The sequence below is a fragment of the Roseateles noduli genome, from assembly GCF_050626985.1.
GTDB classification, from domain to species: domain Bacteria; phylum Pseudomonadota; class Gammaproteobacteria; order Burkholderiales; family Burkholderiaceae_C; genus Roseateles; species Roseateles noduli_A.
The window spans coordinates 4534711-4552495 of sequence record NZ_CP192463.1 but is presented as its reverse complement, the minus strand read 5'-3'; the positions used below and the strand labels follow the sequence as shown (position 1 = coordinate 4552495).

At 69.1% G+C, this 17785-nt stretch carries 15 protein-coding genes; 11 read left to right on the top strand and 4 right to left on the bottom strand.

The genetic code is table 11. The annotated features are described in order from the left end of the window. The first annotated feature begins 64 nt into the window (after nt 1-64). The 5 genes from ACQ4L4_RS19770 to ACQ4L4_RS19750 all read left to right on the top strand — a co-directional run bounded on the left by ACQ4L4_RS19770 (nt 65) and on the right by ACQ4L4_RS19750 (nt 4067). Complete coding sequence (locus ACQ4L4_RS19770; protein WP_431100592.1) at nt 65-772, top strand: winged helix-turn-helix domain-containing protein; 708 nt, start codon at nt 65-67, stop codon at nt 770-772. Further along, nucleotides 772-2088, top strand: a complete 1317-nt coding sequence (locus tag ACQ4L4_RS19765; protein WP_431100591.1) for an ATP-binding protein — start codon at nt 772-774, stop codon at nt 2086-2088. Before ACQ4L4_RS19770 ends, ACQ4L4_RS19765 begins: the two co-directional genes overlap by 1 nt. A 386-nt stretch (nt 2089-2474) precedes the next feature. Beyond that, on the top strand, nt 2475-3047 hold the full coding sequence (locus ACQ4L4_RS19760) for an outer membrane beta-barrel protein (RefSeq protein ID WP_431100590.1): 573 nt from the start codon (nt 2475-2477) through the stop codon (nt 3045-3047). 307 nt (nt 3048-3354) lie between these two features. Further along, nucleotides 3355-3636, top strand: coding sequence for a hypothetical protein (locus tag ACQ4L4_RS19755; protein WP_431100589.1), 282 nt, complete (start codon nt 3355-3357; stop codon nt 3634-3636). Continuing rightward, a complete protein-coding gene (locus ACQ4L4_RS19750) occupies nt 3618-4067 on the top strand; it encodes a hypothetical protein (RefSeq protein WP_431100588.1) in 450 nt (149 codons plus the stop codon). The genes ACQ4L4_RS19755 and ACQ4L4_RS19750 overlap by 19 nt, the downstream gene beginning before the upstream one ends. Nucleotides 4068-4229: 162 nt before the next feature. Here ACQ4L4_RS19750 and purB read toward each other — a convergent pair whose 3' ends face one another. Continuing rightward, entirely contained in the window at nt 4230-5597 is a 1368-nt protein-coding gene (purB, locus tag ACQ4L4_RS19745; RefSeq protein ID WP_297526031.1) for an adenylosuccinate lyase, read from the bottom strand. A 158-nt stretch (nt 5598-5755) separates the two neighbouring features. Between purB and ACQ4L4_RS19740 the strand changes: the two genes are divergently transcribed. Together ACQ4L4_RS19740 and ACQ4L4_RS19735 are read left to right on the top strand one after the other, a co-directional pair. Then, nucleotides 5756-8662: a polysaccharide deacetylase family protein gene (locus ACQ4L4_RS19740; protein ID WP_431100587.1), complete on the top strand. Its 2907-nt coding sequence runs from the start codon at nt 5756-5758 to the stop codon at nt 8660-8662. 218 nt (nt 8663-8880) lie between these two features. Then, nucleotides 8881-9390, top strand: coding sequence for a GNAT family N-acetyltransferase (locus tag ACQ4L4_RS19735; protein ID WP_431100586.1), 510 nt, complete (start codon nt 8881-8883; stop codon nt 9388-9390). A 152-nt stretch (nt 9391-9542) separates the two neighbouring features. Here the strand turns inward: ACQ4L4_RS19735 and ACQ4L4_RS19730 are convergent, their stop codons facing one another. The 3 genes from ACQ4L4_RS19730 to ACQ4L4_RS19720 all read right to left on the bottom strand — a co-directional run bounded on the left by ACQ4L4_RS19730 (nt 9543) and on the right by ACQ4L4_RS19720 (nt 12732). Then, entirely contained in the window at nt 9543-10235 is a 693-nt protein-coding gene (locus ACQ4L4_RS19730) for a glutathione S-transferase family protein (protein WP_431100585.1), read from the bottom strand. Between the two features lie 122 nt (nt 10236-10357). After that, on the bottom strand, nt 10358-11539 hold the full coding sequence (locus tag ACQ4L4_RS19725) for a M48 family metallopeptidase (RefSeq protein WP_431100584.1): 1182 nt from the start codon (nt 11537-11539) through the stop codon (nt 10358-10360). Next, the gene (locus ACQ4L4_RS19720; RefSeq protein ID WP_431100583.1) at nt 11539-12732 is read right to left on the bottom strand and encodes a YjgN family protein; all 1194 of its coding nucleotides are present in this window, start codon (nt 12730-12732) and stop codon (nt 11539-11541) included. The genes ACQ4L4_RS19725 and ACQ4L4_RS19720 overlap by 1 nt, the downstream gene beginning before the upstream one ends. A 241-nt stretch (nt 12733-12973) precedes the next feature. Here ACQ4L4_RS19720 and ACQ4L4_RS19715 point away from each other — a divergent pair, with 241 nt between their 5' ends. The 4 genes from ACQ4L4_RS19715 to metW all read left to right on the top strand — a co-directional run bounded on the left by ACQ4L4_RS19715 (nt 12974) and on the right by metW (nt 17775). Further along, nucleotides 12974-13606, top strand: a complete 633-nt coding sequence (locus tag ACQ4L4_RS19715; RefSeq protein WP_431100582.1) for a glutathione S-transferase family protein — start codon at nt 12974-12976, stop codon at nt 13604-13606. Between the two features lie 201 nt (nt 13607-13807). Beyond that, nucleotides 13808-15679 (top strand): signal peptide peptidase SppA, encoded by a 1872-nt coding sequence (gene sppA / locus ACQ4L4_RS19710; protein WP_431100581.1) that lies wholly within the window; start codon nt 13808-13810, stop codon nt 15677-15679. Nucleotides 15680-15918: 239 nt separating this feature from the next. After that, entirely contained in the window at nt 15919-17109 is a 1191-nt protein-coding gene (gene metX, locus ACQ4L4_RS19705) for a homoserine O-succinyltransferase MetX (RefSeq protein ID WP_431100580.1), read from the top strand. Nucleotides 17110-17190: 81 nt separating this feature from the next. Next, nucleotides 17191-17775 (top strand): methionine biosynthesis protein MetW, encoded by a 585-nt coding sequence (metW, locus tag ACQ4L4_RS19700; protein WP_431100579.1) that lies wholly within the window; start codon nt 17191-17193, stop codon nt 17773-17775. The last annotated feature ends 10 nt before the right edge of the window (nt 17776-17785 follow it).

The following is a 17785-nucleotide window of genomic DNA, read 5'->3' as shown; positions in this document are numbered from 1 at the left end:
GTGCGCATGCGCGCTTAAGCGTGGCTGAAGTCGGCGGGGGAGGGCCTCGCCTATGCTCGGTGCCATGGATATTTCTGCTCAGAGCGCCGCGCGCATCCTGCTCATCGAGGACGACGAGCGCCTGGCCCAGCTGGTCGCCGACGCGCTCGGCAAGGCCAACTACGCGGTGACCGTCTGCGGCGACGGTCTGGCCGGCGAGGCGCTGATGCGGCAGGAGCCCTTCGACCTGGTGCTGCTGGACGGCCATCTGCCCGGCAAGGACGGTTTCGACGTGCTGCGCGACACGCGTCGTGATTTCGCCGGCCGCATCGTGATGCTGACCGCGCGGGACGACGACATCGACCAGGTGCTCGGTCTGGAGGGCGGCGCGGACGACTACATCGCCAAGCCGGTGGCGCCGCGTGTGCTGCTGGCGCGGCTGAAGGCGCTGCTGCGCCGCGATGCGCTGCCGGCGGCGCACCCGGTCGGCGAGGCGCTGCATTTCGGCCCGCTGACGCTGCTGCCGCAATCGCGCGAGCTGCGCCTGAACGGCGAGCCCGTCATCCTCACGACCGCCGAATACGAGCTGCTGAATTTCCTCGCGCACCGCGCGGGTCAGGTCGTGAGCCGTGACGACATCATGCAGGGCCTGCGCGGGCTGGAGTTCGACGGGCTGGACCGCGCGATCGACGCGCGCATCTCGCGGCTGCGCAAGAAGATCGGCGACGACGCGCAGGCGCCGGTGCGGATCAAGACGGTGCGCGGTCAGGGCTACCTCTTCGCGATCGACTGATGGCCGCGATCACGCTGCGCGCCTCGCTGTTGCGGATGGCGCTGGGACTCGGGCTGGCGGTGCTGGCGCTGATCCTGCTCGTCGAGGGGCTGGTGCTGATCGGCGCCTCCGAGGTCACCAACGATTACGTCCGCAACTTCATGCGCGGCACGGTGGACCTGCTGGTGCGGGACCTCGCGCCGCTGGACCCGCCGGCGCGGCGCGAGCGGGTGCGCGAGCTCGACGCGCAGTTCGACTATCCCGTGCGCCTGATCCGCACCGACCTCGCGCAGCTCAGCGCGGACCAGCGCCGCCGGCTTGAACGCGGCGAGGTGCTGGTCACCGGCTTCAACCGCCGCATCTACGCGGCGCTGCCGGGTGAGCCCGATCAGCTGCTGCTGCTCGGCCCGCTCGATTCCAAGCGGGCGGGCGAGCTGCCGAAGGAACTCGCCGCGCAACTGGGCGTGGCGGTCGTGATCGCGCTGGCGGTCGCGCTGATCGCGTGGTGGCAGTTGAGGCCGTTGTGGCGTGATCTGCGCGGATTGCAGCGCGCGGCCGAGCGGCTGAGCGCGGGCCGGCTCGACACGGAATTGCCGCCGCTGAAGAGCCGACTCTTCGCGCCGGTCGCCGCGGCGACGCGCGCGATGCTGGAGCGGCTGGCCGCCGCGATGGCGACGCAGCGCGAGCTGACGGGCGCGGTCTCGCATGAGCTGCGCACACCGCTCGCACGATTGCGCTTCGCGGTCGATGCGCTGGTCGACGAGGACGACCGCGACCGCCGCGAGCAGGCGGTGATGGCCTGCGAGCGCGACATCGCCGAGCTCGACGAACTCATCGACGCGAGCCTGACGCTGGCGCGGCTCGACATGGGCGCGCTGCAGCCGCATGTGATGCAGGGCAACCTGGGCGACATGCTCGCGAAGGAAGCGGCGTCGCTGGCGCCGCTGCTCGACGGCAAGGCGCTGGACACGGACCTGCGGCTGCCCGATGAATTGCCATTCGACGAGCGCCTGCTGCCTTATGCGATCCGCAACGGGCTGCGCAACGCGGCGCGGTACGCGAAGGGCCGCATCCTGATGACGGCGTGGGTCGAGGCGGGCCAGCTCTGGCTCGCGATCGACGACGACGGCGAGGGCGTGCCGCCGTCACTGCGCGAGGCGGCCTTCGAGCCCTTCAAGCGGTTGGAGCGCAAGGGGCGCGGGACGCGCGGCTTCGGCCTGGGCCTGGCGGTCGTGCGGCACGTCGCGCATGCGCACGGCGGGCATGCGCGGCTTGGCGAGGCGCCGCGGCTCGGCGGCGCGCGGTTGCTGCTGTACTGGCCCGCCACGGCCGCCTGAAGACCCAGGCACTGCCACCGCCGCTGGCCCTCACCCCCACCCTCTCCCGCAAGCGGGAGAGGGAGTCCACCAGGCTCGGTCCTCTTCCCCCCTCTCCCGCAAGCGGGAGACGGAGTCCACAGGCTCGGTCCTCTTTCCCCCTCTCCCGCAAGCGGGAGAGGGAAGGGGTGAGGGCCAGCGACCGTCGCAGTGCGCGGACCGCCCCGCGTGAAGCTTCGTCAAGCGCTGCGTGCCCGGCTGTCATCGACCGTCACACAAGCGCTCAACTCGCGCCACAGACGCGGCGAGGCCGAATTCCCAGAATGAGCTCCATGTCGAACGAGCCTGGCGGATGTCCAAGGCAACCCCGGACGACAGATCGGTCAACAGCTCTGAAGGAGTTCCAAATGAACAGCAACAACAACACCCGCACCTCGATCAACGGCAAGAAGGCCGGTCTGCTGGCTGCCGCGGCAGTCGCGCTGACCTTGGGCGTGGGCGTCGCGCACGCTGATCCGGTGACCCCGTATTACATCGGCGGCGACGTCGGCAAGACCACCCAGCGTGTGGACGGCAACGCGCAGAAGCGCACCTCGGACAGCTACAGCATCTTCGGCGGCTACAAGTTCAACGAGAACTTCGCGGCTGAAGTGGGCTACACCGACCTGGGCAAGGTCGACTTCGGCGGCGTGACGGCGAAGAACAAGGTGTACTCGCTGGACGGCATCGCCCGCGCCCCGCTGGGCAAGGGCTTCGGCGTCTACGGCAAGGTCGGCGTGGCGTATGCCGAGCGTGACTTCAGCAACGGCCTGGGCGACAAGGACAAGACCGGCCTGAAGCTGGGTGTCGGCGTCGACTACGCGCTGACCAAGAACGTCTCGCTGCGCGCCGAAGCCACGCGCTTCAACAACATGCCGCAAGCCAACGGCTTCGACAAGAAGGACGATCGTCTGAGCATGGGCCTGGCCTATCAGTTCTAAGACGACCGGACACGGTTGACCGGTGCTGATTCCCCCCGGCACCGGCGCCTGACGGGGCTGCTCCGAGCGACACCCGACCCCCGATTCCCCGGCAGGTGCAAGGGCAGTGCAGAAATGCACTGCCCTTTTTTCATTGCCATCGGACACGCGCGTGTTGTGCTGGCGGTCCGCGCCCGATGTCGACGACGCACACGCGGGTCATGGGCGCCGCGCCTCGTTCTCGATGGAATGCATCCGCGCCGTCACCCGACGGTGTGATTCATCGAATCCGACTTCGTGGATCCGACTTCCTTTCGAGAACATCGACATGAACGCATTGAAATCCTCTTGTGAATCGCGCGACCTGGAGTTCCGCGAGCTGACCGACGCGGAGATCGACACCGTGCACGGCGGCGATTCGTGGGCCGGCACGCCCGAAGGGCGCGCCACGGCCGACGCCACGGCCTGCGCCAACACCATCCTCGCGTGGAGCGGCATCGGCTCCACCGTGGGCGGCATCGGCGGCAGCTTCATCACCGTGCTGGGCGGCTGGGCCATCGGCGGCGGCCTGGCCGCGGAGTACTCCAAGGCATGCAACATCACGCGGTGAACACGGACGTCCCCGCGCGGCCGCGGCCGGGGTGCCTGCCCCGCGCCGTGGCGCGCGTGATCGCCGCGGGCGCGGGCGCCCGGCTCGTGCTCGCGCTGCCGGGATGCTGTGCGGCCTGGTCGTACGCCGGGATCTTCCTGGCGATCCTGGCGGCGTTCCTGTGGGGCGTCGTCGTCTTCCGGGTGACGCTGGTGTTCCTGGCGGCAGCCGCCGGCGGCACGCGCCCCCGGCGCTCGCGGGCAGGTGTCGCCGCGCTGGGGGTCTTGGTCGCGGCGATCGGCGCGGAGGCCTTCCTGGCGATGGCGGGCGTCGCGACTGAACCCGTGGTGGCCGTGGTGCTCGAGGTCATCGCCGCGAGCTGGGTCATCGGCTGCGTGGTGCTCGTCGGACGTCGCTGGCGTCAGCCGCCGATGGTCGATCGGGACGCCTGATAGCAAAAAGGGGCAGTGCCTGTTTGCACTGCCCCATTCTTGCGATCCTGCCGATCGCTCAACGCTGATCGCCCGACGCCGATCGAATGCCGATCCCCCGACGTCGATCGCTCCACGGCGACCGCTCAACGGCGATCGACCGGGTCGAACGGTCCGGATCGATCAGATCCGCTTCGCCAGCGCTTCCGCCGTGCCGGTGTAGTTCCCCGGCGTCATCGCCAGCAGGCGCTGCTTCTCGGCTTCCGGCAGTTCCAGGCCCTGGATGAAAGCCTGGATCGATTCACGCGTGATCGCCTTGCCGCGCGTCAGTTCCTTCAGGCGCTCATACGGATTGGGCAGCGCGTAGCGGCGCATCACCGTCTGGATCGGTTCGGCCAGCACTTCCCACGAGCTGTCCAGGTCCGCGTCCAGCGCGGCCTGGTTGAGTTCCAGCTTGTCGAGGCCCTTGGTCAGCGAGTCGTAGCCCAGCAGCGCGTAACCCAGCGCCACGCCCATGTTGCGCAGCACCGTCGAGTCCGTCAGGTCGCGCTGCCAGCGGGAGATCGGCAGCTTCTGGCTCAGGTGCGTCAGCACCGCGCTGGCCAGGCCGAAGTTGCCCTCGGCGTTCTCGAAGTCGATCGGGTTGACCTTGTGCGGCATCGTCGACGAGCCGATCTCGCCGGCCTTCGTCTTCTGCTTGAAGTAGCCCAACGACACATAGCCCCACACGTCGCGCGACCAGTCCACCAGGATGGTGTTGGCACGCGTCACGGCGTCGAACAGCTCGGCCATGTAGTCGTGCGGCTCGATCTGGATCGTGTACGGGTTGAAGGTCAGGCCCAGCTGCTTTTCGATCACCGACTGGCTGAACGCCTCCCAGTCCTTCTCCGGATAGGCCGACAGGTGCGCGTTGTAGTTGCCCACGGCGCCGTTCATCTTGGCCAGCAGCTTCACCTCGGCGATCACGGTGCGGGCGCGGCGCAGGCGCGCCACGACGTTCGCGATCTCCTTGCCGACGGTGGTCGGGCTGGCGGTCTGGCCGTGCGTGCGGCTCAGCATCGGCGCGGCGGCGTGGGCCTGGGCCATCGCGGTCATCTTCTCGATGACGCGGTCCAGCGCCGGCAGGATGACCTGGTCGCGCGCGGCCTTCAGCATCAGGCCGTGGCTGGTGTTGTTGATGTCCTCGCTGGTGCAGGCGAAGTGCACGAACTCGCCCGCGCCTTCCAGTTCCGCCTTGCCGGCGAACTGCTGCTTGATCCAGTACTCGACCGCCTTGACGTCGTGGTTGGTCGTCTTCTCGATGTCCTTGATCGCCTGCGCGTCGGCTTCGGAGAAGTTCGCCACCAGCGCCCGCAGGAATTCGCGCGAGGCCGTCGACAGCGGCTTCAGCTCCGCCAGGCCGGCGTCCGACAGCGCAATGAACCACTCGATCTCCACCTGCACGCGGCGGTGCATCAGGCCGAATTCGGACAGCAGCGGACGCAGCGCGGCCATGCGCGACGCATAGCGGCCATCCAGGGGCGACAGGGCGGTGAGGGCGGAGAGATTCATGGCGCGCGCGGGCCGGAACCGGCCATTCAGGGGGTGGGACAAACCCGGGGATTCTACAGAGCGGGTCACAATGGCCCCCGCTCCGCGCAGCCACCGGCCGAGGGACGGTGTCCGGCAGGTCCGGCGCGGGGATATCGAGGGAAGGTTCGAGGGAAGGCATGCAAGAGAGAAGTCAACGCAAGGGCGCCGTCTGGATGACCGCCCAAGCGGCCGTCATGGCCGCGGCATCCGCCGTCACGATGACCCTGATGAGCGGCTGCAAGCCCGGCGGCGATGCGCCCCGGCCGCTGGCGCCGGTGGAGGCTGCCTCGGCCAATCCGGCCATCAGCGCGACGCTGCTCAAGCAGAGCGACGAGGTGCTGGCGCGCTACCGCCAGATGATCGTGCTGATGGACGGCGAGTCCGCGCTCAAGACCGCTGAACGCGACGCGGTGCGCGCCGTCGGCATGCTGCTCTTCCACGACATGCAGGACAGCATGCGTGCCCTCGGCGAGACCGCCTCGAAGAGCACCGACCCCGCCGGCGTGGCGGCGCTGTCGGACCTGCTTGATCGCATCGAGCAGGAGCCGTCGTGGTTCGACGCCGACCGGCTCGCGTTCAAGGAATTCCTGACGCAGCTCTCGCAGCAGTTCTCGACCTCGCAGAGCATCGCCGGACTCAAGCTGGCCAAGCGCGCGGGCGAGGACCTGAGCGTGCTGGCCGAGATCGAGAACGCCTACGAGCAGGAGCTGCGCGACACATTCGGCCGCTTCGCACAGCGCGGCATCGTGCCCAAGCGCGAGAAGTGGACCGACTACGTCGCCAAGCTCAAGGGCCTGTATGCGCGCGACCGCATCCTGAAGGACTACGCGACCATCCTGCCGGACCTGCAGGCGCGTCCGAGCATCACGGAAGGGTCCGACGAGGGCGCGGTCTCGACGACCGCGGTACCGACCGTCCAGACGGCGCAGACATCGCCGGCAGCGGCTGCCACCCGCGGTCCCAGCAAGCAGGAACGCGAGTTCTTCGGCCGCCAGCTGCCGCCCAAGACGGTGCTGCTGACCTTCGACGACGGCCCGCACCCGCGCTACACGGACGAGATCCTGGAGATCCTCAAGCGCTATCAGGCGCCGGCCGTGTTCTTCGAGCTGGGCCGCAACCTGGGCAGCGTCGACGCCAACGGCAAGGTCAAGCCCGGCCCCGGCAGCGAGGTCGCCAAGCGCGTGCTCGCCGCCGGCCATCCGATCGCCAACCACAGCTTCAGCCACGGCGTGATGTCGAAGTTCGAGCTCGACAAGGTCCGCCAGGAAGCCAGCTCGACCGAGGCGCTGCTCGACGCCGCCGGCCGCGACGGCCAGGCGCTGTTCCGCTTTCCCTACGGCGCGCGCAACGACGCGGCGCTCGGCGCGATCGAGGCGCTCAAGCTGCGCTCGATGATGTGGAACGTCGACTCGCTGGACTGGTCCGACCCGATTCCCAAGTCCATCGCCGCGCGCGTGCTGGGCGAGCTCGGCAAGCAGCAGCGCGGCATCGTGCTGTTCCATGACATCCATGCACGCACCGTCGAGGCGCTGCCGCTGGTGCTCGACCAGCTCAAGGCCGAGGGCTACAAGTTCGCGGCCTGGAAGGACGGCAAGATCGTCGCGACCGACACGCCCGCCGCGGACGCGGCGGTGCCGGACCTTGCGGGCGCGAACCTCTATCGCGACAGCGTCGCGCTCGTGATCGGCATCGACCAGTACAAGGCCTGGCCGCGACTGCAGCACGCGGTGCGCGATGCCCGCGCCATCCAGGAGACGCTGCAGACGCAATTCGGTTTCCGGCCCGAGAACGTCACCACGCTGACCGACGGCGACGCGACGCGCGCCAACATCCTGCGCGCGCTCAACGGCATGACGCGCAAGGGCGGCGACGGCAAGCTCAAGCGCGACGACCGCGTCTTCGTCTTCTTCGCCGGCCACGGCAGCACGCGCAAGCTGCCCAGCGGGCGCGACGTCGGCTACATCATCCCGGTCGACGCTGGCACCGACGACCTGCAGACCGACGCCATCGCGATGCCGCAGCTGCAGGAGCTCAGCGAGGCGCTGCCCGCCAAGCACGCGTTCTTCGTCATCGACGCCTGCTACTCGGGCCTGGGCCTGACGCGCGGCGGCGCGCCGGGCGGCAGCGCCAACTTCGTGCGCGACAACGCGCGGCGGATGGGCCGCCAGATGATGACCGCCGGCGGTGCCGACCAGCAGGTCGCCGACGACGGCCCGGGCGGACATTCGGTCTTCACCTGGACACTGCTGCAGGCGCTGTCCGGCAAGGCCGACCTCAACGGCGACGGCCTCATCACCGCGACCGAACTGGCGGCCTACGTGGCGCCGGCGGTGTCCGCCATCGCGCACCAGACGCCGGCCTTCGGCAGCCTGCCGGGCAGCGAGGGTGGCGAGTTCATCTTCGAACTCGCGTCCGCGCAGGAGCAGGCGCTCAGCGGCGACAGCAACCAGCTCGACGCCAAAACGAGCGCGCTCGCCAAGCAGGCCGACGACGCCCGCAACGCGCAGCTCCAGCCGGTGGCGCAGGCCTCCGCGCCGACCGGTGCCGCGCCCGGATCTCCGGCGGCCAGCGCGACCTCGGTGCAGGTCACGCTGAAGGGCCTGGACGGTAGCGACACGGCGATCGCCACCAGTGCCGCGCCCGCGCCGACCAGCGCGCGCATCGCGGCGCAGCGCGCCAACGACCGCGGCCTGCAGCTCTACAAGGAGCGCCGCTACGACGAAGCCGAAGCCGCGTTCACCGAGGCGCTCAAGCTGCAGCCGAAGTTCGCGCTCGCGGCCAACAACCTCGGCTTCATCTACTACAAGCGCGACAAGCCGGCCGAGGCCGCGCGCTGGTACCGCAAGGCGATCGAGATGGACGGCAGCCGCGCGCTGGCGCATCTGAACCTCGGCGACGCCTTGCTGCGCGCGGGCGACGACGCGGGCGCGCAGGCCGCGTACCAGGCCTTCATCGAGCTCTCGCCCAAGCATGTGCGGGCCGCGGAACTCAAGGCCTGGATCGAGCATCCGGACAGCGCGAAGAAGCCGGAACCGCCGCGCTGAAACGATGCCCTTCCCGCTGCCGCGTGATCGGCCGGGAGGGGCCTCGAACGGCGACCGATCAGCGATCGGGCCGCGATCGTTCAGCGACTGGAACTGACGGCGACCGGGCGTTGGAAAGGACCGACGGCGGGCGGGTTGTCCCTGATGCGAGGGGCATTCCGCCTGCTGCTTAATCCGTCCTTTCCCGCTCGGTTGACGACTGGTTACCGCTTCGTTCGATGCTTTCCCTGGCCTCCGATGGCGCCGCACCGCGCCTGATCCGTGTGCATCAGATTGATCCCCTTGCCTGGGCGCCGCTGCTGGCGGCCAGCGAGAGCGAGGGGCGGCAGATGCTGCGCCGCCTGATGGACGAATGGCGCAGCGGCGCCAACCGTTACGAGCAGCCCGGCGAGTCGCTGTGGGCCTGGCTCGACGCGAACGGTCAGGTCATCGCGGTGGGCGGGCTCAACGTCGAACCGCCGCCCGGGCGACCCAGCACGGGTCGCATGCGTCGCTTCTACGTGCATCCCGACTGGCGTGGCCACGGCCTTGCGAAGCGTCTCGTGAACGCGGTGCTTGCCAGCGCGCAAGGGCATTTCAGCCGCTTGCATGTCAACTGCGAAGAAGCTGCGTCTGCGACCTTCTGGACCCGTTGCGGCTTCGCGCCCATCGACGCGACCCTCGAGCCCATCGAGCGTCCTGCCCGCTACACCCATGTGCGGCTGTTGCCGCAGTTCCACGCCGCCTGACGACAAGACCTGTCCCTCCCCCGAAGTCCTCGGTAGCAAAACCGTGGCAGTGAGACAGTGATGGGGGACGGGAGGGCGTGGGGTTTTGGCGCTTGACGCCAAGGCCCCATGCCCTCGCGGCCAACGCCCATGCCGACGAAGGAAAGAGCGCCTCAGGAAGTCTTCGCCGGCCAGTGCTTTGCGCAGACCTCGGCCACGTGAGGCAACGCTTCGATGCGCTGGAGCAGCGCGAAGAATTCGGGCCGATTCGCCTCCAGGTGTTTCCTTGACCCTGACCATTTCGACACGATCACTGCCATTGCATCGAGCGCGCCGGGTTTCGCGCCGCTGAGCCACGGCTGGCCGGGGAACATGTCCGCGAAGATTTCCCAGTGCTTGTGCAGCCGCGCTTTCGTGCCGGCGATGATGGCCTCGCGGTCGTCCTTGTCGGTGCGGGTCGAGTAGCGTTCCGGGTAGTCGATGATGCTGATGCAGCTGTAGCAGTTGGCGGCGATGTAGACGAGGCCGCGCAGGATCTGGTCGCGTTGGCGATCGCTGTTGCCGAGTAGTGTCGCGTCCGGGAATCGCAGGCCGAGGTGCATCAGGATGGCGCCGCTTTCCGTGAGCACGTCGCCGTCGGGCGTGTGGAGCGTCGGGATCTGCATCAGCGGATTGAGTGCGCGCAGCGCGTCCTGCTCCGACGCGTTTTCCCATGAGGACGCGTGCACGGTGCGGTACGCCTGGCCGCACCAGCGCAGGCCGATCTCGACGATCGAGGAGCCGGAGCCTTGCGTGCCGTAGAGGACGTAGCCGACGTCGGACGCTGAGTGGGAAGTCGAGTTGGAAGCCGAGGGGGAGGCGGTCATCACGATCTCCGCGAAAGTGGAGCGGAGAGTGTAGAAGCGCGGCCTGTGCCCCCTGCCCGCCGCGCGGCCGGCCCTCGATCAGGGCTGGGTCAGCGTTCGACCAGCGCTCGATGAGCGCTCGATCAGCGCTCGAAGAACCGCATCCGCTCGTCGTCCGCCGGATGCGTGTTGAACGCGATGCGCAGCAGGTCGCCCGCGCCCGCCTTGGCCCGTTCGCCGATGTCGCGTCCGAGGCCCTGGGGCTCGGAGGCACGCTCGGCCCGGGCCTGAGCGGACCGCTTCGACCGCCACTCGCCAAGGCGCTCGAACAGCACCAGCATCGCCCGCGGCGACCGGCCGCTGTCGATCAGCAGCCGCTTCGCCTGCGCATCGGCCGCGCGTTCGAAGTCGCGCGAATAGCTCGCCTGCATCAGCACCGCCGGCGCGCCCGCGAGCAGGCTCGAGAAGTCTCCCACCGCGAAGCCCAGCAACCCGCCCATCAGACTCGCGCGCATTGTCAGCCGCAGGCCATGCTGCTCGCGCACATGGCCGAGTTCATGCGCCAGCACGCCGAGCACCGCATCGGGCTCGTCGCCGAGCAGCTTCAGCAGTTCGTCGGTGACGACGATGTGCCCGCCCGGCAGCGCGAACGCATTCGGGCCGAAGGTCTGGCCGGCGTCGCGGAAGTGCAGTTCGTACGCCGTCGATTCGCCGGGCTGGCTGGCGACCATCGCGGCGAAGCGCTCGCGCCATTGCTGCTGATCGCGTACCGGCGTCTTGCTCGGCTTCAGCAGCAGGCTGTCGATCTGTTCCATAGAGGCGTCGCCGATCGACTGCTCGATCGACGCGGGCAGGTGGCGCGCGATCACGTCCGCGGCGGCGGGCACGCCCCAGTGCCAGGTCGCGCCGCCGACGGCCACGACCACGACCAGCGCCACGATCGAATGCTTCCAGCTGGAGAACCATCGCACCGCGAGTCCGCCCCCCAGCCCGCGTCCCTGCGTCGAGGCGTCGGCCCAGGCGTCCCAGTCGGCGGCGTCCTTGGCCATCAGTACGCCGCCGTCGGGCAGCTGCGCCTGCCGCTGTCCGTGGCGCGTGCGCTCGGGCCATTGCACCGCGCGGATCGGGTAACGGCGTTCGACGCCCTCCAGCGCCTGGTCGTGGACGACCAGCTGCTCGCGGTCCAGCCACAGCCGGACCGGCCGCGCGCGGGCGCTGCGGCCGTCGAACCAGTCGGCGTGGAGCGTTGCGGCCTGCGCGGCATCCGCGGCCTCCACGCCGTCCGATCTGTCCGATCCGTTCGATCCGCCCGCTGCGTCCGGCATCACAGACCCATGTCGATGCCGAAGAAGTCCCCCGCGAGCTCGCCCGCGGCGTCCTGCGAGGCGCTCTCCTGGCCGGCCACCCAGGTCTCGGGATCGCCATCCATCGTCAGGCTCACGGCCTCGAGGCGCATGCGCGCGGTGTGCACCGCGGCGAACGGCCGGTACAGGCCGAGGGTCACCGCCGTCAGCAGCCAGTTCTTCAACGTGAGGCCGGCCAGCGCGCCGAAGCGCAACTGGCTGGTGAAGGAAAGGTCGTCGGTCGTCGTGCGGTTCCAGAGCAGGTTCTGGAACCGCGCCGTGAAGAAGGGGCCGACCAGCGCGAAGAGCAGCAGGTAGGTCAGCCCGAACGACACGAAGGTCGAGATCATGATCACCACCTTCGACCCGCTCAAGGCGCTCGCGCCCACGACCGCCATGGCCGCCAGCATGCCTGCGACCACCACGGCCAGCCCGATGCCGGCGCCCTTGAGGCACAGCCAGTACACGCTGCCGGCGCCCAGTCGCAACTCGCCTTGCTGTGCCGCGATGCGGTAGCCGTTGTGCTGGTAGCGCTTGGCCGCCGCGACGATCCATGGCATCACCAGCGCCATGCCGAGCACGGCCAGCAGCACCAGCAGCTCGACGGTCCCGAAGCGCGGCTTGCCGTTGACCGGCAGCCCGGCCGGGCCGCCGACCGCCTGTGCCGCCAGCACCACGCCCGAAAGGATCCAGATCGGCAGCGCCGGGGCATAGGCGCCCTTGAGCGTCCCCGTGAAGCCCAGGCGCAGGCCGCGCCAGGCGGTGTTGCCCAACCGGAACTGCATGCCCGCGCGCCACAGCGCCGGCCAGATCGCGGCCATCACGACGAAGGCCACCAGTCCCGCCATCGGCGAGAAATGCCCGGCTGCCGAGTACGTGCCCATCAGCACCAGCAGCAGCACATGGCCGCGGAACATTTTCCACGGATCGCCGTGGAAGGTCAGCGCGTGGCCGTCGACCAGCGTGTTGGCGTAGAAGTAGCGGATGCGCCGCGCCTTCGCGAACGGCCAGTACAGGCTGGCCGTGACGATGGTCAACAGCAGGTTGACGATCCAGATCCGGAAGTATTCGCTGCCCGATCCGGTGAACTGGATCTCGAGCTTGCGCTTGCGGTACTCCGACAGCGGCCATCCGGTCAGACCGCCGGTCGCCGCTCCCTCCTCGTGCTCTCGCATGATTCCCTCTCTCTGTCGTTGTGGTGGCCGGTCTCCCGGGGAGCCGATCCGTGTGCATGGGCGCACCGCTTGCCTGATGCGCCGTCGTCGGCCCCCTCGGCCGCGGCCCCGCATCCAGGCGGGGCGGGCGGGAGTGTGCGTCACCGGCGCAGGGGACGGCAATACACCCAAATGAGGGCTGCGCCACTGTCGCGTGCGGGAGTCAGTCCCCGGAGGCGACTCGTTAGAATCCCGCGACACCATGAAGCTCATCGGATCCCTCACCAGCCCCTACGTCCGCAAGGTCCGCGTCGTCATGGCGGAAAAGAAGCTCGACTACCAGTTCGAGCTGGAAGACGTCTGGGGCAGCGACAACATCCTCAAGATCAATCCGCTCGGCAAGGTGCCGTGCCTGGTCATGGAGGGGCAGGACTCGATCACCGGCGCGGTGTTCGATTCGCGCGTCATCGTCGAGTACGTCGACACGCTGTCGCCGGTCGGCCGCCTGATCCCGGAGCGCGGCCGCGAACGCTGCGAGGTGCGCACCTGGGAGGCGCTGGCCGACGGCCTCATCGACGCCTGCGTCGCCGCGCGTCTCGAGCACACCTGGTCCGGCCGCGCGCCGGGCGAGCGCAGCGAAGCGTGGGTGGAGCGTCAGATGAACAAGGTCCTGGCCTCGCTGCAGGCGATGGCCAACGGACTGGGCGAGAAGAACTGGTGCTCCGGCAACCACTTCACGCTGGCCGACATCGCGCTCGGCTGCGCGCTGGGCTACCTGGACTTCCGCTTCGCCCAGATCGACTGGCGCGCGGCGCACCCCAACCTCGCGAAGCACTTCGACAAGCTCATGACGCGTCAGAGCTTCCAGGACACGCTGCCCCCAGCGAACGCCTGACCCGCCGTCGCGCACTGATATCGCGCACGCGTCGCGGACGACACCGGCCGGAGGCCGGACCGTCGTTCGCGGCGCCTCCCTCCGATGGGCGGGCGCGCCACTGACTTCCCGCCCAGGTGTTCAAACGGGCCCACAATGGCCCGATCCGGCTCGACATCCGAGCCGTTCTGACATTCCTTTGACGGATCCCGGGAGGATTGGATGGGTGTGAAGCGAGCGTTGGCGCCGATCGGGCGCTTTTTCGGTGGCGTGTGGTGGTTCCTGAACGGCACGCGGCGCGTGGTGTTCACGCTGCTGTTCTGGGTGATCGTGATCGCCCTGATCTGGGCGGCGGTGCACGGCGGCAAGCCGCTGCAGGACAAGACGACGCTCGTGCTGGACATCCGCGGCGAGGTCGTGGAGCAGTTCTCCGGCTCGCCGCGCGACCAGGCGATCGCGCAGATCAAGGGCGAGGCGCGCGCCCAGACGCGGCTGCGCGACATCCTGCGCGCGCTGGACGCGGCGGCCAAGGACGACCACATCGTGCAGGTCGCGCTGAACCTGGACCAGTTCGGCGGCGCCACGCCGGCCGCGCTGCATGAGATCGAAGCCGCGCTGACCCGCTTCAAGGCGAGCAAGAAGCCGGTGATCGCCGCCGGGCTGGCCTTCGACCAGCGGTCCTACTACCTGGCCGCGCAGGCCACCGAGGTCTACATCCACCCGATGGGCAGCGTGTTGATCGAGGGCTACGGCCGCTATCGCAACTACTACAAGGACGCGCTGGACCGCGTGGGCATCACGCCCAACGTGCTGCGTGTCGGCACCTACAAGAACGCGGTCGAGCCCTACTTCGCCAACGGTCCGTCGCCCGCGACGCTCGAGGCCGAGAGTTATCTGTACGACGATCTCTGGGCGCGGTACCAGACCGCGATCGAGACGGCGCGCAAGCTGCCGAAGGGCTCGGTGCAGCGCGCGATCGACGAGCTGCCGCAACGGCTGAAGGCGGCCGGCGGCGATCCCGCCAAGCTGACGCTGGCCGAGAAGCTGGTCGACGGCCTGAAGACCGAGGACGAGGTCGAGGCGCTGCTCGAGAAGCGCGGCGCCAAGGACGAGAAGCGCCTGCGCCAGATCAACCTGGGTGCCTACGTCGCGCAACTGCCGCCCAAGCTGCCCAAGCCCGAGGGGCAGGTCGGCGTGATCGTGGCCGAAGGCGAGATCGTCGACGGCAGCGCCGGCCCGGGCAAGATCGGCGGCGAGTCGATGTCCCGGCTGATCCGCCAGGCGCGCGAGGACGACAAGGTCAAGGCCGTCGTGCTGCGCGTGAATTCGCCGGGCGGCAGCGCGTTCGCCTCGGAGCTGGTGCGTCGCGAGCTGGAACTGACGCGCGCGGTCGGCAAGCCCGTCGTCGTGTCCATGGGCGGCGTGGCGGCGTCGGGCGGGTACTGGATCTCGATGTCGGCGGACGAGGTGATCGCCGACGCGTCGACGATCACCGGCTCGATCGGCGTGTTCGGCATGCTGCCCACCGGTGAGAAGCTGCTGGACAAGCTGTCGATCCACACCGGCGGCTACACGACGACCTGGCTGGCCAACGGCTATGACCCGCGGCGCCCGCTGGATCCGCGGATGGCGCAGGTGGTGCAGTCGTCCATCGAGCACATCTACGCCGACTTCACCGGCAAGGCGGCGCAGGCGCGCAAGAAGTCCTCGCAGCAGATCGACGCCGTCGGCCAGGGCCGCGTGTGGACCGGCTCGCAGGCGCTGGAGCGCGGGCTGGTCGACAGAAACGGCCTGCTGTCCGACGCGATCGCGAGCGCCGCCAAGCGCGCCAAGCTCGGTGACGACCCGACGGTGCGTTACGTCGAGCCTGAGCGCAGCGCCGTCGAACGTCTGCTGACCAGCATGGGCGACGCCGCGGCGCCGTCGCTGCGCGGCATGGTCATGCATGCGCTGGGCGGCATTCCGGCGGTGCCCGCACCGCTGCGCGAGGCGCAGGTCGACATCACCTGGCTGGCCGAGCAGGCCGAGGCCGGCCCCGCAGGGTCGAAGCCGCCGGTGCGCGCGATCGTGCACTGCCTCTGCACGGCCCCCTGAGCGGCACCGCGAGCGGCCCGGCCCTGCGAAGGGCCGGAGCGCGCGCAGGCGTCTCCGGGCGGCGGCCCGGGGTGCCCAGGGCCACGCGCAGGCGTGGCTATACTTCCGCCGATGGCGCCGATTTGTCCGGCTTGCGGGCGCCCAAGAAATGCAGCTAAAGAGGGACACCCGATCCACGGATCGAGACCCGGTGTTCCGCTTCAAGCAGCGGCGCCGGGTTTTGTTTTTTGGGGTGTTCCATGGGATCTGTCGGTGACGTCACACCGCAGCGGCTGTTGTTCGACGAGCCGCTGATCTTGCGCAGCGGCGCGCGCATCGCCGGTTATGAGTTGATGGTCGAGACCTACGGCCGGCTGAACGAGGACAAGTCCAACGCGGTCCTTGTGTGTCACGCGCTGAACGCGAGCCACCATGTGGCCGGCACGCACGCCGACATCGACAAGAGCGAAGGCTGGTGGGACAACCTCGTCGGCCCCGGCAAGCCGCTGGACACGGACCGCTTCTTCGTCATCGGCATCAACAACCTGGGTTCGTGTTTCGGTTCGACCGGCCCGATGCACCTGAACCCGGAGACCGGCCGCGTCTACGGCAAGGACTTCCCCGTCGTCACGGTGCAGGACTGGGTCGACGCGCAGGCGCGCGTGCTGGACCGTTTCGGCATCCAGAAGCTGGCGGCGGTGCTGGGCGGATCGCTGGGCGGCATGCAGGCGCTGGACTGGTCGCTGCGGTATCCGGAGCGCCTGCGCCACTGCATCGCGGTGGCGACGGCCCCCAACCTGTCGGCGCAGAACATCGCGTTCAACGAGGTCGCCCGGCGGGCGATCATCACCGACCCCGAATTCCACGACGGCTTCTTCTACGAGCACGGCGTGGTGCCGCGCCGCGGGCTTCGCGTGGCGCGCATGATCGGCCACATCACCTACCTGAGCGACGACGTGATGGAGGAGAAGTTCGGGCGCCAGATGCGCTCGGCGGAGCTGGGGTATTCGACCTCGGACATCGAGTTCCAGATCGAGAGCTACCTGCGCTACCAGGGCGACAAGTTCAGCGAGTACTTCGACGCCAACACCTACCTGCTGATCACCCGCGCGCTGGACTACTTCGACCCCGCGCGCGAGCACGGCGGCGACCTGAGCCGCACCTTTGCCACGGCGCTGTGCAAGTTCCTGGTGGTGAGCTTCACGACCGACTGGCGCTTCTCGCCGGCCCGCTCGCGCGAGATCGTCAAGGCGCTGCTCGACAACCGGCGCGACGTGTCCTACGCGGAGATCGACGCACCCCACGGTCACGATGCGTTCCTGCTCGAGGATCCGCGTTACCACGGCGTGCTGCGCGCCTACTTCGATCGCATCGCGAAGGAGCATGAGAAGTCCTTGCCCGGTGGCGCGTCCGCGCCGGTCTCCCACCGTCTGCAGGGAGTGGCGGTATGAGCGCAGCGCAGGGCTGTCCCAAGCAAGCTCACGTCCCGTCGGGGGACTGGACGCGGCGCGCCGCGGACGAGGGGGCCAATCATGAGTGACCGTGCGGTGATGGACATGATCGCGGCGCTGGTGCCGACCGGCTCGCGCGTGCTCGACCTGGGCTGCGGCACCGGCGAGCTGCTGGCGCACCTGCAGGCCACGAAGGGCTGCACCGGCTACGGCGTCGAGCTGGACGATGCGAACGTGCTCGCCTGCGCGCAGCGCGGCGTGAACGTGATCCAGCTCAACCTGGAAGAGGGCCTGGCGATCTTCGAGGACCAGAGCTTCGACGTCGTGCTGCAGCTGGAGACGCTGCAGAACCTGCGCAACACCGAGGCGATGCTGCGCGAAACCGCGCGCGTCGGCCGGATGGGCGTGGTGAGCTTCCCCAACTTCGCGCATTGGCCGAACCGTCTGCAGATCCTCGCGGGCCGCATGCCGGTGACGCGCGTGCTGCCGTACCAGTGGTACGACACGCCCAACATCCGCGTCGGCACCTACGCGGACTTCCAGATCCTGGCGCGCAAGTGCGGGCTGAGGGTGCTGGACAGCTTCGGCGTGCAGGAGGGCCGCCAGGTCCGCGTGCTGCCGAACCTGATGGCCAGCATGGCGGTGTTCAAGTTCGATCGGGACTGAGCCTCGGCGG